This window comes from Sphingomonas sp. PAMC 26617, from assembly GCF_000242835.1.
Classification (GTDB): Bacteria; Pseudomonadota; Alphaproteobacteria; order Sphingomonadales; family Sphingomonadaceae; genus Sphingomonas.
The window spans coordinates 3,766,794-3,791,567 of record NZ_JH594425.1; the positions used below are offsets into that span (position 1 = coordinate 3,766,794).

Here is a 24,774-nt window from a genome sequence, read left to right on the forward strand (position 1 = left end):
AGCGCCCGGTACGGCCCCACCCCAACCCCTCCCCTGAAGGGGAGGGGCTGAGGGAAGTCCTACCCGTTCTAGTGCCCCTACTTCCCCAGCATATGCTCAACGAACCCGCCGAGAGTCCGGAACCCGGTCAGCGTCAGCCCGCTCTTGTCGTCGGTTACCGCGGACGGCAGCAACGCGCGCTCGAAGCCGAGCTTGCCCGCTTCCTTCAAGCGCAGCGGCGAATGCGCGACCGGGCGAAGCTCGCCCGACAGCGCGATTTCGCCGAACACCACCGCGTCGACCGGCACCGGCCGCTCGCTCAGCGCGGATATCAGTGCCGCGGCGACCGCCATGTCCGCCGCAGGATCCTGCACTTTGTACCCGCCCGCGATGTTGAGATAGACTTCGCACGCCGAGAAACTCAGTCCGCAGCGCGCTTCGAGCACCGCGAGCACCATCGCGAGGCGACCGCTGTCCCAGCCGACCACCGCGCGCCGCGGGGTTGCGCCGCTTGCAAGCCGCACGACCAGCGCCTGGATCTCGACCAGCACGGGCCGGGTTCCTTCCAACGCGGGAAACACCGTCGTCCCCGTCACGCCTTCCTCGCGCTGCGTCAGGAACAGGGCGGACGGGTTGGCGATCTCGGTCAGCCCTTCCGCGACCATCGCGAAGACGCCGATCTCGTCGGTCCCGCCGAAGCGGTTCTTGATCGCGCGGAGGATGCGATACTGGTGGCTGCGCTCGCCCTCGAAGCTGAGCACCGTATCGACCATATGTTCGAGCACGCGCGGGCCCGCGATGCTGCCGTCCTTGGTGACATGCCCGACGAGCACGACCGCGGTGCCGCGTTCCTTGGCGAAGCGGATCAGTTCCTGTGCGGACGCGCGAACCTGGCTGACCGTGCCGGGCGCGCCCTCGATCAGGTCGCTGTGCATCGTCTGGATCGAATCGATCACAAGCAGCGCGGGCGGGGTCGCCTGCGACAGCGTCGTGAGGATGTCGCGCACCGACGTCGCCGCCGCGAGCATCACCGGCGCGCTGCCGAGCCCGAGCCGCCGCGCGCGCAGCCGGACCTGGTCGGCGGCTTCCTCGCCCGAGACATAGGCGACCGGCAGCCCGGCCAGCGCCATCTTCGCCGCCGCCTGTAACAGCAACGTCGACTTGCCGATCCCGGGATCGCCGCCGATCAACGTCGCCGAGCCCTCGACGAACCCGCCGCCCAATGCGCGATCGAGTTCGGCGACGCCCGAGGTCAGGCGTTCGGGGAGTGTGATCTCGGCATCGAGCCCGACGAGCTGGATCGAACGCCCGCCGCCCATCAGGTTATGCTTGGCCTGGAACGGGGTGACGGTCGCCCCCGCCTCCTCGACCATCGTGTTCCATTCGGAACAGTCGCCGCATTGCCCGGCCCAACGGGGCGAGACCGATCCGCAGGATTGGCAGACGTAGCGTTTCTGGGGTTTCGCCATGCCGCAACGCCTAACCGATCTGGAACGAGAGGGGAACAGAAAATTCGGTGGGGGGTGCCGGGCCGGCCTCTGGCTGACCTCGACCCTTGCGATAAATCAATCGGATAGTTGCCCGTGCATTAACGGAAGATTTTCCAAACCGGGCGATTTTGGGAGCGTTCCCACGGAGTTCCTCATGCAGCGTATCCTCTGCATCAGCACCGCCCGCGAGAAGCTCGACGCGATCGAGCTCGACAGCATCCTCAAAGTGTCCCGGCGCAACAATGCCGCGGTCGGCGTGACCGGCCTGCTCGTCGTCGGCGGGCGGCGGTTCCTGCAGGTGCTCGAAGGGCCGGACGATCAGGTCGCTGCCGTTTTCGACCGGATCTCGCGCGACGACCGGCATTTCGCGGTGGTCAAGCTTTCGAAGAAGACGGTCGAGACGCGGTTGTTCGGGGAATGGGCGATGGGCTATCGCACCGTGGCGTCCGCGGCGATGCCCGACGAGGGCAACCTGTCCGCGATCGTCGAGCGCCTGATCGCGCCGATCGATGACATCGTGCTCCGCGCCGAATTCACCGCGTTCGCAGCGCTCCACGCGGCGGCCTGATCGGGTTCGCCCACCCCAACGCCGCCCACCTTACCTTGTCGTTCGAGCAGGAACGGGTATAGCGAGGTCTGGGGAAAAGTCAGATGCAGCAACTTGCCGGGAGTAGCGTCGCGTTGGCAGGGGAACCGCGGATCGCCGCGATCCTCCAGCGCGTCTGCGATCTGACCGGCATGGGGTTCGCCGCGGTCGCGCGGGTGACCGACGAGCGCTGGACCGCGTGCCAGGTGCTCGACCGGATCGACTTCGGGCTCGACCCGGGCGACGAACTCGAGCTCAAGACCACGATCTGCAACGAAATCCGCGACCATCGCAAGGCGGTGGTGTTCGACCGGGCGTCGGGTCACGCCTATTGGCGCAATCATCCGACCCCGGTGCTCTACGGCTTCGAAAGCTATATCGCGCTGCCGATCACGCTGTCCGACGGCCAGTTCTTCGGCACCCTGTGCGCGCTGGATCCCGAACCGCGCACGGTCGAGGTGCCGAGCCTGGTCGCGCTGCTGCGCGACCTCGCCGATCAACTCGCCACGATCCTCGAATCCCCGGTGACGCCCGCTCAGGGCCTGGACGGAATCGCCAGCCCGCGCTGAACCGCGGGCCGCGCCAGACCGCGCGCGAGCCAGGCCCCGACGTTCGGAAAATCGCCGAACCCGACCAGATCCCCCGCACCGTAGAAATCGATTAGCGCGCGCACCCAGCCGAGCATCGAAATGTCCGCGATCGAATAGGCATCGCCGACGAACCAGTCGCGCCCCGCCAGCGCGTGCTCCATCACACCGAGCAGCCGCTTCGCCTCCGCGACGTACCGGTCGCGCGGGCGCTTGTCCTCGAAGTCCTTGCCCGCGAACTTCACGAAGAAGCCGAGCTGCCCGAACATCGGCCCGACCCCGCCCATCTGGAACATCACCCACTGGATCGCCTGCAACCGCAGGACCGGATCGGCGGGCAGGAACTGGCCGGTCTTTTCCGCCAGATACAGCAGGATCGCGCCCGATTCGAACAAAGCGAGCGGTTTGTCGCCCGGGCCATGCGGATCGAGGATCGCGGGGATCTTGCCATTGGGGTTGAGCGCGACGAATTCCGGGCTCTTCTGGTCGTCGCTGGCGAAGTCGATCAGGTGCGGCTCATAGGCCAGCCCCGTCTCCTCGAGCATGATCGACACCTTGACGCCATTGGGGGTCGGCAGGGAATACAGCTGAAGCCATTCCGGGTGCTGCGCGGGCCAGCGCTGCGTGACGGGAAAAGCGGAAAGATCGGTCATGGCGGAGTCCCCTGCTGCACGGTGCGTCGTGGGAGATAGTCATCCCCCCCCGGCTTCGCTATGGCCCCTGCCGATGGAAGCTTCCGATCTCCGCGTGGCCCTGTTCAGCGGCAACTATAATTACACGCGTGATGGTGCGAACCAGACGCTCAATCTTCTGGTAGGGCATCTGCTCAGTCGCGGGGTGAAGGTCCGTATCTATGCGCCGACGAGCCGCACCCCCGCCTTTCCACCGACCGGCGATCTGGTCAGTGCACCGTCGATCAAGATCCCGCTGCGCGGCGAGTACAAGCTGACGCGCGGCATGGGCAACCGCGTCCGCCGCGATCTCGAGGCGTTCGCGCCGAACCTGATCCATCTGTCGGCACCGGACCGGCTCGGGCACAAGGCACTCGAATATGCCGAGAAGCACGATATCGCCTGCGTCGCATCCTACCATACGCGGTTCGAGACCTACATGCCCTATTACGGGCTCGGCTTTCTCGTCCCGATGATGATCCGGGCGCAGACGCGTTTCTACAGCCGCGTCGACGAAGTGCTCGCCCCGAGCCAGATGATGGGCGAGATCCTCCACGACTGGGGCGTGCCGACCCCCGTCACGCGCTGGTCGCGCGGCGTCAACCACGCCCGCTTCAACCCGTCGCGCCGCGATCTCGGCTGGCGCCACAGCCTCGGCATAGCGGACGACGAGATCGCGATCGGGTTCCTCGGGCGACTGGTCAAGGAAAAGGGCCTCGACGTCTTCGCACGCGCGATGCACGCGCTCGACGAGCGCGGCGTCAAGCATCGCACCGTGGTGATCGGCGAAGGACCGGCGCGCGACTGGTTCGCGCAGGAAATCCCCGACGCGGTCTTCGCGGGCTATATGACCGGCGACGATCTTGGCCGCGCGGTCGCGTCGATGGACGTGTTCTTCAACCCGAGCCTGACCGAGACGTTCGGCAACGTGACGCTCGAGGCGATGGCGGCAGGCGTGCCCGTGGTCGCGGCGCGCGCCTCGGGCGCGGTCGGGCTGATCGACGACGGGGTGACCGGACTGATCGTCCCGCCGACCGATATCCAGGGCTATGCCGACGCGCTCCAACGCTATTGCGAGGACGATGCGGTCCGCCACGCGGCCGGCGCGGCGGGGCATGCCAAGGCGGCGGGGTATAAGTGGGATACGATCAACCAGACCGTGCTGGATACCTATTTGCGCGTGATCGAACGCCGCTCGAAGCGGTAGGCGCGTGTTGCGTGCCTGAGGGCCTTGTCGCGCGACCAGTTCCTTTTTTCTGCCGTCATGCTGAACTTGTTTCAGCATCCTCCGTACAACGCAGGCTTGCCCCAGTGGCGCGGTGGACCCTGAAACAAGTTCAGGGTGACGCCGGGTGAGGTAAGCGATCCCTTCCTCTGCCGTCATGCTGAACTTGTTTCAGCATCCACCGTACAACGCAGGCCTGCCCCAGTGGCGCGGTGGACCCTGAAACGAGTTCAGGGTGACGGCGGGTAAGGGAGGCGATCCCTTCCTCCGCCGTCATGCTGAACGTGTTTCAGCATCCACCGTGCAACGCAGGCTTGCCCCAGTGGCGCGGTGGACCTTGAAACGAGTTCAGGGTGACGCCAGGTGTGGTGGAGACCTGCCCCCTTACCGCCAGTCGTACGCGAGCGGTGCCTCCCGGAACGCGAAGCGGTCGACGTGGCGCGCGACCGCCCCTTTCAGGCCGTCCAGCTGTTCCGGCGACGTTGCCGCGATCCGCACGACCAGAGCCTCGGGTTCGGCGTCGAAGGTGACGGTCGCGTCGCCTGGATGATCCGCCCCGCGCGCATCGCGCGGGAACACCACCGTCCCGTGCGTGGCCGTGTACGTCACGGCAAGATTGTGCTCCCAATGCTTGCACGTCTGCTGGAGATACTTGCTCGCCTGCGCGGTGGGCACCCGGGCGATCGCATCGTACGCCATCACAGCCGCTCGATCTTCTGCGCGGCGTCGTCGATCAGCGCGACCGCCTGGTGGATCGTCTCGATCGGAACCGCCTCGTCGCGCAGCTTGTGCATCAGCACCTCGCGCAGATTGCCCATCGCGCGGCGCACCGACGCGCTGTCTGTCCGCGCGCGTTCGGCCCCGACCTCGGCGATCCGCGCGAACAGCGCCGCGACCAGTTCGGCGTTCTCGGCGAGATGCTGCGTTCCCGCCTCGGTCACTTCGAACAGCTTCTTGGCGCCTTCGGCCTGACGCGCCGCGATCAGGTCCATGTCATCGAGCAGCGTCAGCGTCGGATAGACTACCCCCGGGCTCGGCGCATAGGCACCGCCGGTCAGTTCCTCGATCCGGCGGATCAGGTCGTAGCCGTGGCGTGGCTCGTCGGCGATCAGCTTGAGCAGCACCAGCCGCAATTCGCCGCCGTCGAACATCCGCCGACCACGCGAGCCGCGCCCCTCGCCATGCTCGTGTCCGCCGCGACCGCCGAAGCCGCCGCCGCCGCCGAAACCACGCCCGCCGCCTCGCATTGCCTCGTGCGCTGTGTTGTACCCGTGCCGACCGCGTTCGCGGCAACCTTGTTCAAATCCAAACATATCTAATCCCTTATCTCAGATAGCGCTAAGATATATCTTGATATAAACGATGCAAGGTTCGAGTGCAAATTTCCGCGCAGACCCTATCTTCCGGGGATGGCCGACCTTTTCGCTGCATTCGATCCCCCCGAACCCGCCGCCGAATCCCCCGGCGCGTCCGCGCCGCTCGCCGACCGGTTGCGCCCGACGACGCTCAGCGAGGTGGTCGGGCAGGACCACATCACCGGCCCCGAAGGCGCGATCGGGCGGATGGTCGCGGCGGGGCGGTTGTCGTCGATGATCCTGTGGGGCCCGCCCGGGACCGGCAAGACGACGATCGCGCGGTTGCTGGCGGATGCGGTGGGGCTGCGCTTCATGGCGATCTCGGCGGTGTTCTCGGGCGTGGCGGATCTCAAGAAGGCGTTCGCCGAGGCGCGCGAGCATGCGCGAATCGGCAAGCGCACCTTGCTGTTCGTCGACGAGATCCACCGTTTCAATCGCGCGCAGCAGGATGGATTCCTGCCCTATGTCGAGGACGGCACCGTAACGCTGGTTGGCGCGACCACCGAGAACCCGTCGTTCGAGCTCAACGCCGCGGTGCTCAGCCGCGCGCAGGTGCTGATCCTCCACCGGCTCGATCATGCCGCACTCGGTCACTTGCTCGACCGCGCGGAAGCGGTGGAAGGGCGTCCCCTCCCCCTCACCCGCGAAGCGCGCGATGCGATGATCGCGAGCGCGGATGGCGACGGGCGGTTCCTGCTCAACCAATCGGAGACGCTGTTCGCGGTCAATCTGCTCGAACCGCTCGATCCGGCGGGGCTGTCGGCGTTTCTCCAGCGTCGCGTCGCCGTGTACGACAAGGACCGCGAGGGGCATTACAATCTCATTTCCGCGCTCCACAAGGCGGTGCGCGGGTCCGATCCGCAGGCAGCACTCTATTATCTCGCGCGGATGCTCACCGCGGGCGAGGAACCGCTGTACCTCTTGCGGCGGATGATCCGGATGGCGGTCGAGGACATCGGCCTCGCCGATCCGGGCGCGCTGACGCAGTGCCTCGCCGCCAAGGACGCCTATGACTTCCTCGGCTCGCCCGAAGGGGAACTGGTGATCGCGCAGGCGTGTATCTATCTCGCGACCGCGCCCAAATCGAACGCCGCGTACAAGGCGCAGAAGGCAGCATGGAAATCGGCGCGCGAGACGGGCTCGCTGATGCCGCCCGAGAACATCCTCAACGCGCCGACCAAGCTGATGAAGGACATCGGCTATGGCAAGGGCTACGCCTATGACCACGATACCGCGGAGGGTTTCTCGGGGTCGAATTACTGGCCGAGCGAAATGGAGCCGCAGACCTTCTACGTCCCGACCGAGCGTGGGATGGAGAAGAGGATCGCCGAGCGGATGGCATGGTGGGCAAGCCTCAAGACGGGCGATGCCTGAGCGGTGTCTGGCCGGTCCGTGGCAGCCATGACCCCGACGCATTTCTCGCAATTCGCCGCGATCGACTGGTCGGGTGCGAAGGGCGCGCGGCATCCGGGAATCGCACTCGCGCTCTGTTCGGCGGGCGATGCCGCGCCGGTGCTGGTCGAACCGCCGCGCGGGGTGTGGTCGCGTGCCGACATCCTCCACTGGCTCCGCGACCGCGCGGGGGAGCCGTTGCTGGTCGGGTTCGACTTCTCCTTCGCTGCCCCGTTCATCGAACGCGGTGCCTATCTGCCGGGCGAGACCGACGCGACTGATCCGCGCGCACTGTGGGCGTATGTCGACCATCACAGCGCGGACATGGATCTCGGCGCGGCGTCGTTCCTCGAGGCGCGGCGCGGGCGGCACTTTTATCTTGGCGCGGCGGACGGGGTGAAGGCGGACTTCATGCACTATCGCCGCTGCGAAGCGCAGTACAATGCGAACGGCGGGGGCAAACCCTCGACCGTCTACGACGCGATCGGTGCGGCGCAGGTCGCCAAGGCGAGTTTCGCGGGGATGCGGCTGCTCCATCATCTCGCACGTGCTGTCCCGGTCTGGCCGTTCGATTCGCCGCCGCCGCAGGGAGCCTGCGTGGTCGAGATCTACACGACGATCGCGGCGCGGGCTGCGGGAATGCGCAAGGGGCTGAGCAAGCTGCGCGACGGTGCCGCGCTCGACACCGCGCTCGCCACGATGGGAAGCGCGCCGCATGTGCCGCTCGCGCGCTATACCGACCATGCGACCGACGCGATCCTCACCGCCGCCTGGCTCCGCCGCAGCGCCGCGCGCGAGGATCTGTGGCATCCGGATGCGCTTACCGCGCAGATCGCCCGTACCGAGGGCTGGACCTTCGGCGTGACTTGACGCATGGAGCGCAGACGAGGCCACGCGCCTCATGCGCCGGTTTAGCTCAGCTGGTAGAGCAGCGGTTTTGTAAACCGAAGGTCGCGGGTTCGATTCCTGCAACCGGCACCATATTTCCCGACATCTCCAAACGTCTGCCGTCGCGCGCGAAGATCGCCGGCGCGGGGCGTCACCCCGCGAATTCGCCGGGCTGCATCAGGCGCCAGCCCTGGTTCTCGCGGATCATCGGCTGACCACAGCCCTTGCACACGCTGCACCGCACACCATTCTGCCAGCGGACCCGGTAGCCGTTGCGATGATGGTAACCGAACAGACATTTCAAGCGTTGTCGCAGATGCATCGTAAGCCTCGTGAAAAGTGCGAAACATTGCTATACATCATATTAACCATCAGCGTCGACATCACTCTCGGGCTGCCTGAGACAGTCACTCGAGCGTTACGCGGTCGTAATGGGATAGTTTCGCAGCGTTACTCAAGACATCTATGAGATACTTGGGTTTTTTACTTTAGATCAGGGCGTTCGATCTGGGCCTGGTTCCTACCCGAATAATCCGCTGCCGCCATTCCGTCCGATCGCGGGCGGCGTGCTGCGGTGCAGCGCGCTCCGCGGGGGGACCGATCCACGCGCACGATTGCATGATTCGGCAAAGCGCCCGATAGGCGATCGGGTGATCAAGGTTGTCAGCTACAACATGCACAAGGGGATCGGGCTCGACCGGCGGCGCGACCCGCGGCGCATCCTCGACGTGCTGCAGGAAATCGATGGCGATGTCATCGCGTTGCAGGAAGCCGACCTGCGCTATGGCACCAAGGCGGCGATCATCCCGCACCGGCTGCTCGAGGACCATTCGCCGTGGCGTGCGGTCCCGTTGCCGCATGACCGCGCGAGCATGGGGTGGCACGGCAATGCCCTGTTGGCGCGAAAGGGAATCGACGTGCTCGCGGCGAGTACGCTGCATATCCCCACGCTCGAACCGCGTGGCGCGATCCGCGTCGACCTGTCGATCGAGTCGACCCCGATCCGTGTGGTCGGCATGCATCTCGATCTTTCGGGCCTGTGGCGGCGGCGACAGGCACGCGCGATCCTCGCGCATGCCGACGACGGAACGCCCGGCCTGCCCACCGTCATGATGGGCGACCTCAACGAATGGACCCCCAACGGCGGGTGCCTCCACGATTTCCGCCGCGCGTTCGAGATCGTGCCGACCGGCCCGAGCTTCCACGCGCGCCGCGCGATCGGGCGGCTCGACCGGATCATGACGCGCGGGTTCCGCGTGCGCGATTGCGGCGTCCACACCAGCGCGCTCGCGCGCAAGGCGTCCGACCATCTTCCGATCTGGGCGCTGATCGAACCGTTATGAGCCGCGAGAAGGAGCTTCGTCTCGCGCTCGTTTGCTACGGCGGGATCAGCCTCGCGGTCTACATGCACGGCATCACCAAGGAAATCTGGCGGCTCGCGCGCGCCAGCCAGGCGTTTCATGCCGGGGCCGATCCCGCGACCGGGAGCCAGGGCATCTATCACGCGCTGCTCGCCGAGATCGCGGACGAAACGGGCGTGCGGCTGCGCGTGCTGATCGACATCATCGCGGGCGCGAGCGCGGGCGGGATCAACGGGGTGTTCCTCGGCCAGGCGATCAGCACCGGGCAGAGTCTCGAGCCGCTCACCCAATTGTGGCTCGATTCGGCGGACGTCGAGGCGCTGGTCGACCAGAAGCAGGCGCCTGCGCACCGTTTTTCCAAGGCATGGGCGCTGCCGCTCGCATGGCTTGCGGCGCGTGGCACCGACGGGGTCGAGGCGACGGTGGAATCGGGCGCGCGCGACGAAGTCCGCGCCAAGCTGTCGCACTTCATCCGCTCGCGCTGGTTCGAGCCGCCGTTCGGCGGGGAGCGCTTCTCCGGGCTGATCCTCGATGCGCTCGAGGCGATGGCCGCCGCGCCGCGCGCACCGCGCCTGCTCCCGCCCGGGCAACCGCTCGATCTGTACGTCACCGTCACCGACTTCCGTGGGCATCCCGAGCGGCTGACGCTCCACTCCCCGCCCGAAGTCGTCGAGACCGAACACCGCGTCGTCGTCCCCTTCACCGATCACGGCAACCCGCTCGAAACGCTGGCCGACCCCGCCGAGCTGACGTTCGCGGCGCGCGCGACCTCGTGCTTTCCCGGCGCGTTCCCGCCGTTCATGGTCGGCGAGCTCGACCGCGTGCTCGAACAACGCGACACCGCGTGGCCGGGGCGCGCGGCGTTCCTCAAGCGGATCCTGCCGCGCCAATATGCCGCCAACGCCGCCGAGGCCGCGGTGCTGATCGACGGGTCGGTACTCAATAACGCGCCGTTCCGCCCGGCAATCGAGGCGCTGCGCGAGCGCCCGGCGCAGCGGCAGGTCGACCGGCGCTTCGTCTATATCGATCCGCACCCGCGCGGCAGCTTCGGCTTCAGCGCGACCGGCGCGGCCACCCCGGGCTTCTTCCAGACGATCATCGGCGCGATGTCCGAACTGCCGCGCCAGCAGCCGATCCGCGACAATCTCGACGAGATCGCGGAGCGCTCGCGCCGGATCGATCGGATGCGGACGATCGTAGCGGGGATCCGCCCCGAGGTCGAAAAGCAGGTCGAGGCGCTGTTCGGCTATACACTGTTCCTCGATTCGCCGACGCCCGCACGGCTCGCGGCGTGGCGGCAGCGCGCGCAGACCGCGGCAGCGCGCAGCTCGGGCTATGCCTATGCCGCCTACGGGCATCTGAAGGTGGCCGGCGTGGTCGAGGCAATCACCACGCTGCTCCACGCCGCGGGCGGGGATACCGAGCAAAGCCGCTGGGACCGGATCCATGACTGCGTTGCCGCGGCGGTCGCGGCGCTTGGCGTCGACGACATGAAACCGGGGTTTGCCGGCGGCGCGAACACGACGATGATCGGCTTCCTGCGCACCTTCGATCTCGGCTTTCGCCTGCGCCGGTTGCGACTGCTCGCGCGACGCGTGACCGAGCTCGAGGCCAATCATCCGGACAGTGAGCTCGGCGGGATTCGCGATGCGATCTATGCCAGCCTGTCCAACTATCGCGACTGCAAGCGGGCCGAACGGTACGAAGCGCTACGCGACGACGTGCGGCTGCTGCGCGGCGATGCGACCGCGCTGGTCGAGCGGCTCGGGACCTCGATGGGATTGCAAGACCTCGACAATAAGACCGAGGCACGGCTTGCGGCGGCGTTCACCGGGCTGACCCGCGACGTCAGGCGGCCGCTGCTGCTGACCTATCTCGGCTTTCCCTATTATGACGTCGCCACCTTGCCGCTGTTGCAGGGCGAGGGGCTCGACGAATTCGACCCGATAAAGGTCGACCGGATCGCGCCCGACGATTCGACCTCGATCCGCGCGGGTGGCGCAGAGGCGACGCTCAAAGGCATTCAGTTCAACAGCTTCGGCGCGTTCTTCAGCCGCGCCTATCGCGAGAACGACTATCTCTGGGGGCGTCTCCACGGGGCGGAACGGATGATCGACATCGTGCTGTCGACGCTGGAGGCCGACCAGCGGCTCAAGCCCGGGCGCACCGCCGCGATCAAGCGCGCCGCGTTCCTCGCGATTCTCGACGAGGAAGCCGACCGGCTGACCGCGATCCCCGGCCTGTTCGAGACGTTGCGCCGCGAAATCGGCTGACGCTGGTCAAGCCGCGCGGTTTTCGGTAGCCTTGCGCGCATGCAATTCCTCAAGATCCTGTTCTGGTGCCTGCTCGCGTTCGTCGCGGCGGTGTTCACCGTGGCCAATTGGACGAGCGTCTCGATCCGCCTGTGGGGCGGGATGGAGGCGCTGGTGAACCTGCCGCTGCTGCTGCTGGTGACTTTCCTGGCGGGGCTGATCCCGACGCTCGCCTGGCATTCGACGCTGCGCTGGCGGCTGCGCAGCCGGCTGGCGAATGCCGAGCGGACGCTCGCGGACTTGCGCGTCGCCATGGCGCCGCCGGTTGCGGCCCCGGTCATCCGCGCGACGCCCGACGGGGTGCCGATCGCGCCGGCAGTCGGCAGCCCCGTCGTGACGACCGCCCCTCCCGCCAGCGGAGCCATGCTGTGACCAACCGGCTGTATGTTGCCCTCGACACGCCCGATCTCGCCAAGGCGCGCGCCATGGCGACGCGGGTCCGGCATCACGTCGGCGGGATCAAGCTCGGGCTCGAATTCTTCCTCGCCAACGGCCAGCCCGGGGTGCGGCAGATGGCCGAGCTCGGCTTGCCGATCTTCCTCGATCTCAAGCTCCACGACATTCCCAATACGGTCGCCAAGGCGATCATGACGCTCCACGGGATCGAGCCTGCGATCCTGACGGTGCACGCAGCGGGCGGCCGCGCGATGCTCGAGGATGCCAAGGCCGCCGCGCCGACCGGGACCAAGGTAATCGCGGTGACGACGCTGACCAGCCTCGACGCGAACGACCTCGCCTCGATCGGTGTGCCCAGCAGCCCGCACGACCAGGTGCTGCGGCTGACCGAACTTGCGCGCGAATCGGGGATCGACGGCGTCGTCTGCTCGGGCGCGGAAGTCGGTGCCGCGCATGCGCTGTGGCCGAGGGGGTTCTTCGTGGTTCCCGGCGTGCGTCCGGTCGACGGTCCGGTCGGCGACCAGAAGCGCGTCGTCACCCCGCGCGCCGCGCTCGATGCAGGCGCGTCGATCCTCGTCGTCGGACGACCCATCACGCAGGCCGCCAACCCGGATACGGCCGCGCGCGAGATCGAAGCGACGCTCTGAGCCCAACGTCGCCGCCACGCGGTGCGGCGTTGGAGGATGGTTAATCCCTGCATGGTATCGCTTGCGTCTTCCTCGACGAGCCGCAAGGACGTTTCGCATGCCTGTCTCTGCCAAGATCTGCGGGCTTTCCACGCCCGAAACCATCGACACCGCGATTGCCGGAGGCGCGAGCCATGTCGGGCTGGTGTTCTTCCCCCCCTCCCCGCGCCACGTCAGCCGGGACCGTGCGGCGCAGCTCGCCGCGCGTGTGCCGGCGCGGGTCGCGCGGGTCGGCGTGTTCGTGAACCCGGACGACGCCACGCTCGAGTCCGCGATCGAGGCGGCGAAGCTGTCCGTCCTCCAGCTCCACCAGACCACGCCGGAACGCGCCGCCGCGATCAAGGCGCGCACCGGGCTCGAACTGTGGGCGGCGGTCGCGGTGCGGACGCGGGCGGACCTCGACGGCGCGCTGCCGTATCGCGGGGTGGCGGACCGGATCCTCTATGATGCCAAGACACCCCCCGGAGCGGCGCTGCCGGGCGGCATGGGGGTGCGGTTCGACTGGACGTTGCTCGAGGGCTTCCGCCACGCGCTGCCCTGGGCGCTGTCGGGCGGGCTCGACGCGGTCAACGTCGGCGAGGCGGTGGCGATGACGGGGGCGACGCTGGTCGACGTGTCCTCGGGGCTGGAAAGCGCGCCGGGAATCAAGGATCCGGCAAAGATCAGCGCGTTCCTCGCAGCCGTGGCCGCGTGCTGACGCATTCGTTTCAATTTCGGTGATTTCGAAGGTCGGTCCCCAGCGCTGCTGGGGTCCGAACTGTCCGGCAAAAATGGCTCCCTGAGTAGGATTCGAACCTACGGCCGCTCGATTAACAGTCGAGAGCTCTACCGCTGAGCTATCAGGGAACGTTGCGGAGGCGCGCCTATACCAATGGGTTGCGCGGGAATGCAAGCGCCGTGTCGCAGGTTTTTCACATTCTGCAGAAAACGGCGGATTTGCGTGGCTTTGGGGGGGGGGCTGACGCGACGTCGACGCGGGATCGTGACGCGGTGTGGGGAGAATCACTCATAACCGCAAAGCCGGCAGCCGGCGGTGTCGGCGCCACCTCCGCCGTCGAAGCCGTGCGCCGCGCCACCCCGAATTCCGTCATTCCCGCGCAGGCGGGGGTTATGAGGGCTGACCATGCCACGCGACGAGAGACGGTAGTAAAGGATCCCCGCCCCGGGGGGACGACGGTATGTGGAGAGGGTCGTACCCCAACCTGCCTGTGAAGGCCGGACCAGCCCCCCCGGCCCGTCGCTAGAATTTCATCCCGACGACGAGGTTGGCAATGGGGTTCAATCCCCCCCGGTGCTCGCTGAGGGCGCGATAAGAGCGGGGCAGGTCGGCATTGGCGGTGCCGACGAGCGTGCCCATCTCCACCCCGAACATCGCATTCTTGTAGGTGCCGCTGTAGCCGACCGTCGCGGCGGGTGTGCGCCGGTTGAAGCCGGTGCGCACCCCCGTCCCCGTACCCGGCAAGCGGGGCGCGTAGAGCAGCCCCCCGGTCGCCTTTTCGGCATCGCGCACGAAGTTGGCGACCGAGAAGAACTTCATCCCGCCGGACAGATGCAGCCCGCTGCCGTTGATCGGGTAATAGTCGATCATCGAACTGGCGAAGCGCCGCTGCATCGGGCCATCCGGGTCGAGCAACGGATTGAACGACGCGGATGTCGTCAATACCGCGAGCCTGACGCGGAAGTCGGTCGCGACCCGCGCCTCCACGGGCGCGATGCGCGAGAACAACGGCGTCGCAAGCGCCATCGGGTCATGCGTGGGATCCGCGATCGCGCTGCCACTCCAGACCCCTGCCGCCAGACCGATGGCGATCCCGACCGCGTTCCGCATATGCACCCCCGCAGACATTTCGATCCCCGCCGCCCGTTACCTTTGCAACATAGACGGTAACTGGGACGCTAATCCTGACATAATCGGAAACATCTTGCGACGGAGCGAACCATCCAAGCGACGAAATGAAGGCGCATCGTTTCGTCGCGCGTCAGTCTCCGTTCATCTGCAGGACGTTAGGACGATTCGACCAGTACGATTGACCGGAGCCTTGCGCGCGGTGGTTCGTTCTGCGCTTCATGGCCTCGACGGCACGGCTCGCCGCACAGACCAGTTCACTGGAGACCGAAATGCCCAAGTTCCCGCCGACCTTCCGCAAGTCCGCCCTGATCGCGGCGCTTGCGGCTTCTACCCTGCTGACGGCCTGCGCATCCGAATCGACCTATCGCCCCGCGGTCGGTCGCGGGTTCGAGCGGTCGGGCTACAGCGACCGCCAGATCGAGGACAACCGCTTCCAGGTCAGCTTCTCGGGCAACAGCTACACGTCGCGCGACACGGTCGAGAAATACCTGCTGTTCCGCGCCGCCGAGCTGACAGTGCAGCGCGGGTTCGATTACTTCGTGTTCGCCGACCGCAATGTCGACAAGAGCACCCGCACCTATACCACGCCGGGCCTGGGCGGCGGCTTCGGTGGCCTGGGGTATGGCGGCGGCTATGGCTATGGCGGGGGCTTCGGCGGCGGCTATTGGGGCCCGAGCTGGCGCTATCGCGGACGCGGCTTCGGCTGGCGTTCGTGGGACCCGTTCATCGGCGATCCGTTCTTCGACCGCGGGGTCGATATCAACACGATCGACAAATATGAGGCGAATGCCGAGATCGTCGTCGGTCGTGGGCCGAAGCCGAAGGACAACATCCGCGCCTTCGACGCGCGCGAAGTGTTGCGCAACCTCGGGCCGAGCATCGTCACGCCGAAGTAAGCGGGCGGTACAGATTTGAAAAAGCCCCCCTTCCGCAGGCCGGAAGGGGGGCTTTTTTCTGACGTTCGAGGACGTACCTTCCCCACAATCCGTCATTCCCGGGTAGACGAGACCTCCGCAAAAAATAGCCGTCATCCTGAACTCGTTTCAGGATCCAGCCCTCCACGAGTCCTGACGATGCTCGTTGCGCGGTGGATGCTGAAACGAGTTCAGCATGACGGCAGCTCTGAGGCGAGGGGTGACGTTAAAGCGTCCGATTGCCTTAATGCAGAGGTTTCACGGAGGCGGGGATCCCTCGAGACTGACGGGAACCGTCAGCCAGTATGGATCCCCGCCGCCGCGAGGATGACGGATAAGCGCCCCGTCACACCGCCCCGTGGCAATGCTTGTACTTGTTCCCCGACCCGCACGGGCACGGCGCGTTGCGGCTGACGTTGCCCGCCCATTCGGACGGATCCTGCCCGAGCTCCTGCCCCTCTGGCCGCGGGATCGATAGCGGCGGGAGGCGCGTGGTGATCAGCCCGCTGCCCGCGTCCTGATCGTAGGTGTCGTCGTCCCCGGTGAACGGGTCGAAGTGGTTGGTGATGAAGTCGGGCAGCGTCGGCAGCGCCGGCGCGGGCTCGAGGTTGAACTGCGCGAACGCGATCGTGCGGGTCACGTCCTCGCGGATGCTGCCGAGCATCCGCTCGAACAGCGAGAAGGCTTCCTGCTTATACTCGTTGATCGGCGTCTTCTGCGCATAGGCGCGCAAATGGACGACCTGCCGCAATGCGTCGAGCGTCGCGAGATGCTCCTTCCAGTGATGGTCGAGGTTCTGCAGCAGGATCGACTTCTCGACCCGGATCCACGTCTCGGGATCGAGCGACTCCGCCTTTTCGCGGACCAGATCGTCCGCCTGCGCGCGGACGCGTTCCTCGATGATCTCGGGGTCGATCGCTTCTTCCTCGAGCCACGCCTCGACCTGCGGTTCGAGGTTGAGCGTGGTCGCGAGCTGCTCCTTCATCCCGGCGATATCCCACTGCTCGGGATAGGTGCCCGGAGGGCATGCCGCGCCGACGATGCCGTTGACCGTCTCCGCGCGCATGTCCTCGACCACGTCGCCGACGGTCGCGGCATCCATGATGTCGCTGCGCTGCTCGTAGATGACCTTGCGCTGGTCGTTCATCACGTCATCATATTCGACGACCTGCTTGCGGATGTCGTAGTTGCGCGCCTCGACCTTCTTCTGCGCAGTCTCGATCGCCTTGGACAGCCACTTGCTGCCGATCGCCTCGCCGTCGCCGATGTTCGAGCGCATCATCTTGGCGAACAGCGTGTCCGGCCCGAAGATGCGGAGCAGATCGTCGTCGAGGCTGAGGTAGAAGCGCGAGAGACCCGGATCGCCCTGCCGACCCGAACGGCCGCGAAGCTGATTGTCGATCCGCCGGCTCTCGTGCCGCTCGGTGCCGAGCACGAACAGCCCGCCCGCCGCGAGCACTTCGGCCTTCTCGACCGCGATCTCCTGCTTGATCCGTGCGATCGCCGCCTCGCGCTCCGGCCCCTCGGGCATCGTCGACAGCTCGTCGTTGACGCGGAATTCCAGGTTGCCGCCGAGCTGAATGTCGGTGCCGCGGCCCGCCATGTTGGTCGCGATCGTCACGACGCTCTTGCGCCCCGCCTGCGCGACGATGTGCGCCTCGCGCTCATGCTGGCGCGCGTTGAGGACCTCGTGCTTGACGCCTTCCTGCACCAGGAACTCGCTCAGCAATTCGGACTTCTCGATCGACACGGTGCCGACCAGCACCGGCTGGCCGAGATCGGCATGATGCTTGATCTTCTTGGCGATCGCGCGGAATTTGTCGGCGGTGTCCTTGTAGAACTCGTCTTCCTCATCGACGCGCTGGACCGGCACGTGCGTCGGGATCGTCACCACGTTCATCTTGTAGATGTCGTAGAATTCCGCCGCCTCGGTCGCCGCGGTGCCGGTCATGCCCGCCAGCTTGGGGTACATGCGGAAATAGTTCTGGAAGGTGATCGACGCCATCGTCTGGTTCTCGGGCTCGATCTCGACGCCTTCCTTGGCCTCGATCGCCTGATGAAGCCCGTCCGACCAACGGCGGCCGTCCATCATGCGGCCGGTGAATTCATCGATGATGATGACCTTGCCGTCCTTGACGATGTAGTCGATGTCCGCCTTGAACATCATGTTCGCGCGGAGCGCCTGGTTGGTGTGGTGCACCACCTGCGTGTTCTCGAAATCATACAGGTTCGCGCCCTCGAGCAGCCCGGCGGTCTCAAGCAGCCGCTCGACCTTCTCGGTGCCGTCCTCGGTCAGGATGATCGACTTCTGCTTTTCGTCCTTCTCGTAATCCTCGGGCGCCAGTTCGCGGACGATCAGGTCGACCGAGCGGTACAGGTCGGACTTGTCGTCGGTCGGGCCGGAGATGATCAACGGCGTACGCGCCTCGTCGATCAGCACCGAATCGACCTCGTCGACGATCGCCATCGCGAACGGGCGCTGGACCATCGATTCGCGCTCATACTTCATGTTGTCGCGCAGGTAGTCGAACCCGAATTCGTTGTTCGTGCCGTAGGTGATGTCCGCGGCATAGGCGTCCGCACGCTGCTGGTCGGACAAATTGGGGACGATCACGCCGACCGTCATCCCCAGAAAATTGTACACCTGCGCCATCCAGCCCGCGTCGCGCGCCGCCAGATAATCGTTGGCCGTGATGACGTGGACGCCCTTGCCCGGCAGCGCGTTGAGATAGGTCGCGAGCGTCGCGACGAGCGTCTTGCCCTCGCCGGTGCGCATCTCGGCGATCTCGCCGCGGTGGAGCACGATCCCGCCGATCATCTGCACGTCGTAATGCCGCTGCCCGAGCGCGCGCTTGGCGGCTTCGCGGACCGTGGCGAACGCCTCGGGGAGCAGCGCGTCGAGATCCTCGCCGGCTTCCAGACGCTCGCGGAAGCGCGCGGTCTGGGCGGAGAGGTCTTCGTCCGACATGGCGGAGATGGTGGGTTCGAACCCGTTGATCTTCGCGACGACCGCGCCGAGCGACTTGACGTAGCGGTCGTTAGACGAGCCGAAGAGCGATTTGGCAATGCCGCCGAACATGGGGAATTCCTGTATTTCTAAAGGGATTGGCGGCGCGCTACACGCGGCCACCGAAAGATATGGTTAAGAAGGGCAGCGCGGCAGGCGCCACCGGATCAAGCCCGCGGGCGATCCAGGTAGAGACGTGCCGTTGCGATCACCGGCAGGGTGAGGTGGCTGAGCGCAAAGACCGGCGTTTCCCCGAAGCCACCGGCAAGGTGCCGATGCCCCGCGATCCGCAGCACCCGCGCCGGAAGCGCAACCTGCGCGCGTGCCGCCGCGATCGACTGACATTCGACCTGCATGTCCGGCGCGCGGACGCCCGTCACCACGCCGGTCAGCGCGGAGAGGATCGCAGAAAAGAACAGCAGCCATTCCATGGGTATTCGGGCATGTAATGACTGCGGCGCGCTTCGTCTATCGGCAAACACCGCTCGTCGTGGGCGGCTCTCCGTGCGGAGAGGGCCCTTCGACTTCAACCAGGGCGAACGGAGAGGATGGTTTCGACGAGCCACCCGCGCTCGAGTCATTGAAAGAAGGAACTGCTCTGAATTCCGTTCGTGCTGAGCGAAGTCGAAGCACCGCCCCAAGCGAGACGCCCGAAACCGCGACCTGCGCTGGGGGGAAGAGCAGCAGGTGGCGCCGCTTGAGACGCGATAGCGATCTGCTAAAGCCCTCGCATGACCCGCTCCCCGCTCGCTCGCCCCTTCCCCGCCCTGCCCGCGATCGCCGGCGTCACGCCGCGTGTCGCGCGCGCCGGATACAAGGCGTGGGAGCGCACCGACCTCACCTTCGTCACGCTCGACCCCGGCACGACCGTCGCGGGCGTGCTGACGCAAAGCAAATGCCCCTCCCCCGAAGTCGAATGGTGCCGCTCGGCGCTGATCCTCGGCGAGGCGCGCGCGCTCGTCGTCAATGCAGGCAACGCCAACGCCTTCACCGGCGCACGCGGGCGCGCCGCGGTCGAGGCGATCGCCGCCAAGGTCGCAGGCGCGCTCGCCTGCCGCCCGTCCGACGTCTTCGTCTCCTCGACCGGGGTGATCGGCGTGCCGCTGCCGATCGACAAGGCCGAGGCCGGGCTCGACGCCGCCTTCGCCGCGCTGCCGTGCTCGTGGGAAGACGCGACCAACACGATCGGCACGACCGATACCTTCGCCAAGGGCGCAACCACCACCGCCGTGGTCGACGGGCGCACAGTGACGCTGGTCGGGATCATCAAGGGCTCGGGGATGATCGCGCCCGACATGGCGACGATGCTCGGCTATATCTTCACCGACGCCGCGGTCTCCGCCGAATTCCTCCAGGTGACGCTGAGCGAAGCCAATCGCGCGAGCTTCTCGTGCATCACGGTCGACAGCGACACCTCGACCAGCGACAGCGTGCTCGCCTTCGCGACCGGCACGGCGGGCAACGTGCCCCTGACCGGCCCGGACGATGCCGGCGCAGATTCGTTCCGCGCGGCGCTCGGCGACCTGTGCCGCCAGCTTGCGCATCTCGTCGTGCGCGACGGCGAGGGTGCGACCAAGTTCATCGAAGTCGCGGTGACGGGTGCCGAGAGCGACCGCAGCGCGCAGCGGATCGCGATGAGCATCGCCAATTCGCCGCTGGTGAAGACCGCGATCGCGGGCGAGGATGCCAATTGGGGGCGCGTCGTGATGGCTGTGGGCAAAGCCGGGGAGCCCGCCGAGCGCGACCTGCTCGCAATCCGTTTCGGCGACACGCAGGTGGCGCGCGAGGGGCTTGCGGTGACGGGGTATGACGAGACGCCGGTCGCAGCGCATCTCAAAGGGCAGGATATCGAGATCGGGGTCGATCTGGGACTCGGCGACGGGGCGGCGACGGTCTGGACGTGCGACCTGACGCACGGGTATATCTCGATCAACGCGGATTATCGGAGCTGAGCTAAGTTACCGCGAGCGCTTCTCAAAACTGGAGATTCCCAAGTTGCTTCTTCCCCGGCGAAGGCCGGGGTCCAATAGCGGAGGTTTCTCCAACTGGGCACAGCGCTCAACAACTCCAAGCTTCACTACTGGGCCCCGGCCTTCGCCGGGGAAGCGGATGCGTGGGGTATGATTGAAAAAGGCCCCCGGATCGCCAAATCCGGGGGCCCAGAACCTTACGCTAGCTCGCCCTCGAGCCACGCCTTCAACCGGCCCTTCGGCTCGGCGCCAACCTTGGTCGCCGCCGGCTGCCCGTTCTTGAACAAAATCATCGTCGGGATCCCACGGACGCCGAACTTGCCCGGCGCATCGGGATTCTCGTCGATGTTGAGCTTGGCGATCGTCACCTGCTCACCCAGTTCCTCCGAGATTTCCTCGAGGCTCGGCCCGATCATCTTGCACGGGCCGCACCATTCCGCCCAGAAGTCGACCAGCACCGCGCCCTGCGCATTGGTAACGTCCGAATCCCAGCTCGCGTCGGTGATCTTCTTGGTCGCCATCTTCAATCTCCTTGTGTTGCGCATGAACGTAGGTCCGCACGCATCGTTGCTCAAGCGCATGAAGCCTAGCTTTGCTCCGCATCCGCAAAGCCGGGCTTGTTTGCCGCCAATGCCTGCGGCGACAACAGATGCAACAGCGGCCCGCTGGTATAGAGCAACGCCGCCTCGATCGTCCGCCCCGGGAAGATCACCCCGAGCGCCGCGGCATAGGCCGCCATCTGCTTGATATGATAGGGCGGGATATCGCCTTCGGTCGCAGGCACGCTGCGCCCGGTCTTGAAGTCGACGATGCGGATCCGGTCGGGCTCGACCAGCAACCGGTCGACCGTCCCCGACACGACGAACCCGTCGGGCAAGACTGCTGCAATCGGCGCCTCCGCCAGCGACCGCTCCCCGAACGCGTCCGCCAGTCGCGGATCGTCGAGCACCGCGAGCACCGGCGCGGCAATCGCCACGCGTGCGGCAGGATCGGCGACCGCACCGCTCCGCTCCAACCAGCGATCCGCCGCCACCCCGCGGTCCTGCGGCGCGACCGGTGGCAACCGCTCGAACAGCGCGTGGATCAGCCGCCCGCGTTCTGCCGCATCGCGCATCGCCGGGGTCGGTGGCGCATCCGCCACCGCATCGTCGCCGAGCGACGACGGCGCGAGCGGGCGTGGCGGGCGCGATTCGACCGGCGCGACCCGCAGCGCCCAGTCGGGCACCGGATCGGGCGCACGCACGCCGCCCGCCCGCGCCCCCGCAAGCGGCACCGGCTTCTGCGGCGCGTGGCCGACAAAATCGCGTGGTGCAGTCTCGGCCGAGAAACCGAGCGCGGTCAGCGCACGGTCGGCGGCGGCATACCAACTAGCCTCGGGCGCAACGCCTTTCGCGCTCGGCCCGACCGACCCGGCGATCACCAGCCGTTCCTCCGCGCGCGTCGCCGCGACATAGAACAGCCGCCAATGCTCCTCCAGATCGCGCGCCGCCGCCTCGTCGACCAGCACCGCGAGCGGCCCGGTCGCCTCGCCCTTGCGCGGACGGATGATCGGCAGCGCCGCCGCCATCTCCCCCGCCTGCCACTTGAGCGTTGCGCGCGGCGAGCGGGTCGGATCGACCGCCGCATCCGCGAGGATCACCAAAGGCGCCTGCAATCCCTTCGCCCCATGCGCGGTCATCACCCGCACCGCATCCAGCGGCGCGGACGGATCGCGCTTGATCTCGACCTCGCCACGGTCGAACCAGTCGAGGAAACGTTGCAGCGACGGCGTGCCGAGGGATTCGAAGTCGAGCGCCGCGCTGAGCAGTTCCTCGATCGGATCGCGCGCTTCCTGCCCGAGCCGCCGCAACAGCTTGCGCCGCCCGCCGAGCGGCCCCGACAGCAGTTCCTCGAGGAACTGGTAGGGCGTTGCGATGTCGGCGCGGTCGAGCATCGCATACAGCGCCGCCAGATCGCCGCGCGGTTCGTTGCGCGCGATATGCCGCCACAGGCTGACCGCGCGCTTGGGGGCTGCGTGCATCAGCCGGTCCTGGCTCCACCCGATCAGCGGCGACACCAGCAACGACGCGAGCGACAGGTCGTCCTCCGGCTGGAGCACGAAGCGGATCGCGGCGAGCAGATCCTGCACCGACAGCGGCGCGTTGAGCCGCAACCGGTCGACGCCCGCGACCGGCACGCCCTCGGCATACAGCCGCGCAACGATCAGCGATGCGAGTTCGCCGCGCCGCTTGACGAGGATCATGATATCTTCGGGCCGCAGCGTCCGCCCCTTGCTCTCGAGCATCAGCGTACCGACCCAGCCCTTGAGCGTCCGCGCGATCTGGATCGCGAGCGCGCGGGTCGAATCGCTGACCCAGCTTTCCTCATCCTCGTCACTCCCGCCCGCGACGACGAGCGGCCACAGGCTGACCGTGCCGGGACCGGGGACTTCGCTCGCATGGCGTTCGGCCTCGACGAACAGGCCGAGACCGGGTTCGGGCAGCAGTTCGATTGCCGCGTCGACGAATTCGAGCACGGGCCGGGTCGAGCGGAACGATTGCGTCAGCGACAGCCGATGCCACGGCCGCGCGCGCATCGCGCCGGTGCGCTGGCGTTCCTCGCTGTCCGCCTCCCACGCGGCCTCCGCGCGTCGCCCGAAATCGAGCTCGGCCGCGCCGAAATATTTCGGGTCGGTGCCCTGGAAGCCGAAGATCGCCTGCTTGAAGTCGCCGACCGTGAACAGCGTGCGGACGCGCTCGCCGTGGCTGCCGTCGCCCGCGAAGAACTCCTCGGCGAGCGCGCGGATGATCGCCCATTGCTCGGGGTTGGTGTCCTGCGCCTCGTCGATCAGGACATGCTCGGTCGCCTGGTCGAGCTTGTAGCGGACCCATTCGCCCATCCCGGGCTGTTGCAGCAACAGGATCGTCGCGCGGATCAGATCGTCGAAATCGACCGCGCCGAGGCGGCGCTTCGCGCGATCATAGGTCGCGGCATAATCGCGCCCGACGACCAGCGCGTCGGCGAGCAGGTCGGCGTAGGCGGCGCGTTCGCGCAGGCCCAGCAAGGCGGCGCAGGCATCGCCGACCTCGATCGCGATCCCGGCATAATCCTCGTCCGCGGCGATCAGCTTGGGCGAATATTTGCGCGGTTCGCGCTTGGCGGTGAACGGCACGCCGATCAGGTCGCCGAGCATCCGCGCGCGCATCTCCGGCGTCGCCTCGACCCAGCATTCGGCGATGTCGGCATGGTTGCCACCGGTCGCGGTCCCCCACGCGCGGTTCGCCGCCGCAAGCCGCGCGACGCTGTCGACATCGAATTCGCTGTCGCTGCACGCATCGCAGATCGCGCCCTCGATATCGCCGGTCGGCAGATCGAGCGCGCGGCGAATGAACGGGCGGACGCCCTCCCCGCCGGGCAGCTCCGCCATCGCGGCAGGCGCGCGCGCGCAGGCGAGCAGGAAGCGTTCCGCCTCGCCCTCACCCAGCCGCAGGCTGAGCGCGCCGACGGTGGTGATGGTCTGTTCGCGCCCCTGGGTCTCCGCCGCGACGAGCATTTCCGCGAGCGCGTCGCGGGCCATCACCGCTTCCTCGCGCGCTTCGATCGGGCGGAAGCCGGGAACCAGCCCCGCCTCGACCGGGAAGCCCGACAACAGGCTCTGGCAGAAGCCGTGGATCGTCTGGATTCGGATCCCGCCGCCGGGCGCATCGAGCACCCGCGCGAACAACGTCCGCGCGCGTTGCTTGAGCGCGGGCGACGGGTCCTCGCCGAGCGCATGGAGGTCGCGCGCGAGATCGGGATCGGGCATCCGGACCCACGCCGCGAGCCGGTCACCGATCCGCCCCGCCATTTCGGCCGCGCCCGCCTTGGTGAAGGTCAGGCACAGGATCGCGGCGGGATCGACCCCGCGCAGCAACAGTCGGTAGACGCGCGCGGTGAGCACCTGCGTCTTGCCGGTGCCGGCCGAGGCGGACAGCCAGACATGACCCTCGGGATCGCTCGCGCGCGCCTGCGCGTCTTTGAGGATCGGGAGCGGGCGGTGGCCTTTGGGTTCACTCATTGCGGGGCGCTCCGCTCTGGGCCGGAGCATTCCAGAGCGAAAATCTTCTTCCCCGGCGAAGGCCGGGGCC

General features: G+C 67.1%; 22 protein-coding genes and 2 tRNA genes. 13 read left to right on the forward strand and 11 right to left on the reverse strand.

Features of this window, described 5'->3' with window-relative positions; translation table 11 throughout:
• Window positions 1–77 precede the first annotated feature (77 nt).
• Window positions 78–1,448 carry a DNA repair protein RadA gene (gene radA, locus RH91_RS16585; protein ID WP_010164121.1) on the reverse strand — a complete coding sequence of 457 codons (1,371 nt, stop codon included), beginning with the start codon at window positions 1,446–1,448 and terminating at the stop codon, window positions 78–80.
• 175 nt (window positions 1,449–1,623) lie between these two features.
• Here radA and RH91_RS16590 point away from each other — a divergent pair, with 175 nt between their 5' ends.
• Both RH91_RS16590 and RH91_RS16595 read left to right on the forward strand, forming a co-directional pair.
• Complete coding sequence (locus RH91_RS16590) at window positions 1,624–2,037, forward strand: BLUF domain-containing protein (RefSeq protein WP_010164122.1); 414 nt, start codon at window positions 1,624–1,626, stop codon at window positions 2,035–2,037.
• 83 nt (window positions 2,038–2,120) lie between these two features.
• A complete protein-coding gene (locus RH91_RS16595; protein WP_010164124.1) occupies window positions 2,121–2,624 on the forward strand; it encodes a GAF domain-containing protein in 504 nt (167 codons plus the stop codon).
• Here RH91_RS16595 and RH91_RS16600 read toward each other — a convergent pair.
• On the reverse strand, window positions 2,591–3,295 hold the full coding sequence (locus RH91_RS16600) for a glutathione S-transferase N-terminal domain-containing protein (protein ID WP_010164125.1): 705 nt from the start codon (window positions 3,293–3,295) through the stop codon (window positions 2,591–2,593). The genes RH91_RS16595 and RH91_RS16600 overlap by 34 nt on opposite strands.
• Before the next feature lie 73 nt (window positions 3,296–3,368).
• On the opposite strand from RH91_RS16600, the gene RH91_RS16605 reads away from it, so the two are divergent.
• The gene (locus RH91_RS16605; protein ID WP_010164127.1) at window positions 3,369–4,520 is read left to right on the forward strand and encodes a glycosyltransferase family 4 protein; all 1,152 of its coding nucleotides are present in this window, start codon (window positions 3,369–3,371) and stop codon (window positions 4,518–4,520) included.
• Window positions 4,521–4,922: 402 nt separating this feature from the next.
• Here RH91_RS16605 and RH91_RS16610 read toward each other — a convergent pair whose 3' ends face one another.
• Window positions 4,923–5,237: a DUF2218 domain-containing protein gene (locus RH91_RS16610; protein ID WP_010164128.1), complete on the reverse strand. Its 315-nt coding sequence runs from the start codon at window positions 5,235–5,237 to the stop codon at window positions 4,923–4,925.
• A complete protein-coding gene (locus RH91_RS16615; protein WP_010164129.1) occupies window positions 5,237–5,785 on the reverse strand; it encodes a PadR family transcriptional regulator in 549 nt (182 codons plus the stop codon). The genes RH91_RS16610 and RH91_RS16615 overlap by 1 nt, the downstream gene beginning before the upstream one ends.
• Window positions 5,786–5,947: 162 nt before the next feature.
• Between RH91_RS16615 and RH91_RS16620 the strand changes: the two genes are divergently transcribed.
• From RH91_RS16620 to RH91_RS16630, 3 genes are all read left to right on the forward strand, one after another.
• Window positions 5,948–7,267, forward strand: a complete 1,320-nt coding sequence (locus RH91_RS16620; RefSeq protein ID WP_010164130.1) for a replication-associated recombination protein A — start codon at window positions 5,948–5,950, stop codon at window positions 7,265–7,267.
• A gap of 27 nt (window positions 7,268–7,294) precedes the next feature.
• Window positions 7,295–8,155, forward strand: coding sequence for a hypothetical protein (locus RH91_RS16625; RefSeq protein WP_010164131.1), 861 nt, complete (start codon window positions 7,295–7,297; stop codon window positions 8,153–8,155).
• A 35-nt stretch (window positions 8,156–8,190) separates the two neighbouring features.
• Window positions 8,191–8,266 (forward strand) — tRNA-Thr (locus tag RH91_RS16630).
• A gap of 58 nt (window positions 8,267–8,324) precedes the next feature.
• Here the strand turns inward: RH91_RS16630 and RH91_RS23215 are convergent.
• On the reverse strand, window positions 8,325–8,495 hold the full coding sequence (locus RH91_RS23215) for a hypothetical protein (protein ID WP_157136960.1): 171 nt from the start codon (window positions 8,493–8,495) through the stop codon (window positions 8,325–8,327).
• A gap of 328 nt (window positions 8,496–8,823) precedes the next feature.
• Between RH91_RS23215 and RH91_RS16635 the strand changes: the two genes are divergently transcribed.
• The 5 genes from RH91_RS16635 (at window position 8,824) to RH91_RS16655 (ending at window position 13,625) form a co-directional block, all read left to right on the forward strand.
• Complete coding sequence (locus RH91_RS16635) at window positions 8,824–9,516, forward strand: endonuclease/exonuclease/phosphatase family protein (RefSeq protein ID WP_026046653.1); 693 nt, start codon at window positions 8,824–8,826, stop codon at window positions 9,514–9,516.
• On the forward strand, window positions 9,513–11,807 hold the full coding sequence (locus RH91_RS16640; RefSeq protein WP_010164133.1) for a patatin-like protein: 2,295 nt from the start codon (window positions 9,513–9,515) through the stop codon (window positions 11,805–11,807). The genes RH91_RS16635 and RH91_RS16640 overlap by 4 nt, the downstream gene beginning before the upstream one ends.
• Before the next feature lie 39 nt (window positions 11,808–11,846).
• Window positions 11,847–12,218, forward strand: a complete 372-nt coding sequence (locus RH91_RS16645) for a DUF1049 domain-containing protein (protein WP_010164135.1) — start codon at window positions 11,847–11,849, stop codon at window positions 12,216–12,218.
• Window positions 12,215–12,889: an orotidine-5'-phosphate decarboxylase gene (gene pyrF, locus RH91_RS16650; RefSeq protein ID WP_010164136.1), complete on the forward strand. Its 675-nt coding sequence runs from the start codon at window positions 12,215–12,217 to the stop codon at window positions 12,887–12,889. Before RH91_RS16645 ends, pyrF begins: the two co-directional genes overlap by 4 nt.
• 97 nt (window positions 12,890–12,986) lie before the next feature.
• A complete protein-coding gene (locus RH91_RS16655) occupies window positions 12,987–13,625 on the forward strand; it encodes a phosphoribosylanthranilate isomerase (RefSeq protein WP_010164137.1) in 639 nt (212 codons plus the stop codon).
• A gap of 74 nt (window positions 13,626–13,699) precedes the next feature.
• Here RH91_RS16655 and RH91_RS16660 read toward each other — a convergent pair.
• Window positions 13,700–13,774, reverse strand: a tRNA-Asn gene (locus RH91_RS16660).
• 394 nt (window positions 13,775–14,168) lie between these two features.
• The gene (locus RH91_RS16665; protein ID WP_010164138.1) at window positions 14,169–14,756 is read right to left on the reverse strand and encodes a hypothetical protein; all 588 of its coding nucleotides are present in this window, start codon (window positions 14,754–14,756) and stop codon (window positions 14,169–14,171) included.
• A 239-nt stretch (window positions 14,757–14,995) separates the two neighbouring features.
• On the opposite strand from RH91_RS16665, the gene RH91_RS16670 reads away from it, so the two are divergent.
• The gene (locus RH91_RS16670; RefSeq protein WP_010164139.1) at window positions 14,996–15,673 is read left to right on the forward strand and encodes a CC0125/CC1285 family lipoprotein; all 678 of its coding nucleotides are present in this window, start codon (window positions 14,996–14,998) and stop codon (window positions 15,671–15,673) included.
• A gap of 364 nt (window positions 15,674–16,037) precedes the next feature.
• On the opposite strand, the gene secA is transcribed toward RH91_RS16670, so the two are convergent.
• Together secA and RH91_RS16680 are read right to left on the reverse strand one after the other, a co-directional pair.
• On the reverse strand, window positions 16,038–18,770 hold the full coding sequence (gene secA / locus RH91_RS16675; protein WP_010164140.1) for a preprotein translocase subunit SecA: 2,733 nt from the start codon (window positions 18,768–18,770) through the stop codon (window positions 16,038–16,040).
• 95 nt (window positions 18,771–18,865) lie between these two features.
• Window positions 18,866–19,129 carry a hypothetical protein gene (locus tag RH91_RS16680; protein WP_010164141.1) on the reverse strand — a complete coding sequence of 88 codons (264 nt, stop codon included), beginning with the start codon at window positions 19,127–19,129 and terminating at the stop codon, window positions 18,866–18,868.
• Between the two features lie 300 nt (window positions 19,130–19,429).
• Between RH91_RS16680 and argJ the strand changes: the two genes are divergently transcribed.
• Window positions 19,430–20,650, forward strand: a complete 1,221-nt coding sequence (argJ, locus tag RH91_RS16685) for a bifunctional glutamate N-acetyltransferase/amino-acid acetyltransferase ArgJ (RefSeq protein ID WP_010164142.1) — start codon at window positions 19,430–19,432, stop codon at window positions 20,648–20,650.
• 215 nt (window positions 20,651–20,865) lie between these two features.
• Here argJ and trxA read toward each other — a convergent pair whose 3' ends face one another.
• Complete coding sequence (gene trxA, locus RH91_RS16690) at window positions 20,866–21,189, reverse strand: thioredoxin TrxA (RefSeq protein ID WP_010164143.1); 324 nt, start codon at window positions 21,187–21,189, stop codon at window positions 20,866–20,868.
• Window positions 21,190–21,254: 65 nt separating this feature from the next.
• Window positions 21,255–24,704, reverse strand: a complete 3,450-nt coding sequence (gene addA, locus RH91_RS16695) for a double-strand break repair helicase AddA (RefSeq protein ID WP_010164145.1) — start codon at window positions 24,702–24,704, stop codon at window positions 21,255–21,257.
• Window positions 24,705–24,774: the final 70 nt, after the last annotated feature.

Coding starts and splice junctions, on each gene's coding strand:
- RH91_RS16600 (WP_010164125.1), bottom strand. CDS start 3,295: ATGACCGATCTTTCCGCTTTTCCCGTCACGCAGCGCTGGCCCGCGCAG.
- RH91_RS16605 (WP_010164127.1), top strand. CDS start 3,369: ATGGAAGCTTCCGATCTCCGCGTGGCCCTGTTCAGCGGCAACTATAAT.
- RH91_RS23215 (WP_157136960.1), bottom strand. CDS start 8,495: ATGCATCTGCGACAACGCTTGAAATGTCTGTTCGGTTACCATCATCGC.
- argJ (WP_010164142.1), top strand. CDS start 19,430: ATGACCCGCTCCCCGCTCGCTCGCCCCTTCCCCGCCCTGCCCGCGATC.
- RH91_RS16590 (WP_010164122.1), top strand. CDS start 1,624: ATGCAGCGTATCCTCTGCATCAGCACCGCCCGCGAGAAGCTCGACGCG.
- secA (WP_010164140.1), bottom strand. CDS start 18,770: ATGTTCGGCGGCATTGCCAAATCGCTCTTCGGCTCGTCTAACGACCGC.
- RH91_RS16640 (WP_010164133.1), top strand. CDS start 9,513: ATGAGCCGCGAGAAGGAGCTTCGTCTCGCGCTCGTTTGCTACGGCGGG.
- RH91_RS16680 (WP_010164141.1), bottom strand. CDS start 19,129: ATGGAATGGCTGCTGTTCTTTTCTGCGATCCTCTCCGCGCTGACCGGC.
- RH91_RS16615 (WP_010164129.1), bottom strand. CDS start 5,785: ATGCGAGGCGGCGGGCGTGGTTTCGGCGGCGGCGGCGGCTTCGGCGGT.
- RH91_RS16645 (WP_010164135.1), top strand. CDS start 11,847: ATGCAATTCCTCAAGATCCTGTTCTGGTGCCTGCTCGCGTTCGTCGCG.
- radA (WP_010164121.1), bottom strand. CDS start 1,448: ATGGCGAAACCCCAGAAACGCTACGTCTGCCAATCCTGCGGATCGGTC.
- addA (WP_010164145.1), bottom strand. CDS start 24,704: ATGAGTGAACCCAAAGGCCACCGCCCGCTCCCGATCCTCAAAGACGCG.
- trxA (WP_010164143.1), bottom strand. CDS start 21,189: ATGGCGACCAAGAAGATCACCGACGCGAGCTGGGATTCGGACGTTACC.
- RH91_RS16620 (WP_010164130.1), top strand. CDS start 5,948: ATGGCCGACCTTTTCGCTGCATTCGATCCCCCCGAACCCGCCGCCGAA.
- RH91_RS16670 (WP_010164139.1), top strand. CDS start 14,996: ATGGCCTCGACGGCACGGCTCGCCGCACAGACCAGTTCACTGGAGACC.
- RH91_RS16665 (WP_010164138.1), bottom strand. CDS start 14,756: ATGCGGAACGCGGTCGGGATCGCCATCGGTCTGGCGGCAGGGGTCTGG.
- RH91_RS16610 (WP_010164128.1), bottom strand. CDS start 5,237: ATGGCGTACGATGCGATCGCCCGGGTGCCCACCGCGCAGGCGAGCAAG.
- RH91_RS16595 (WP_010164124.1), top strand. CDS start 2,121: ATGCAGCAACTTGCCGGGAGTAGCGTCGCGTTGGCAGGGGAACCGCGG.
- RH91_RS16625 (WP_010164131.1), top strand. CDS start 7,295: ATGACCCCGACGCATTTCTCGCAATTCGCCGCGATCGACTGGTCGGGT.
- RH91_RS16655 (WP_010164137.1), top strand. CDS start 12,987: ATGCCTGTCTCTGCCAAGATCTGCGGGCTTTCCACGCCCGAAACCATC.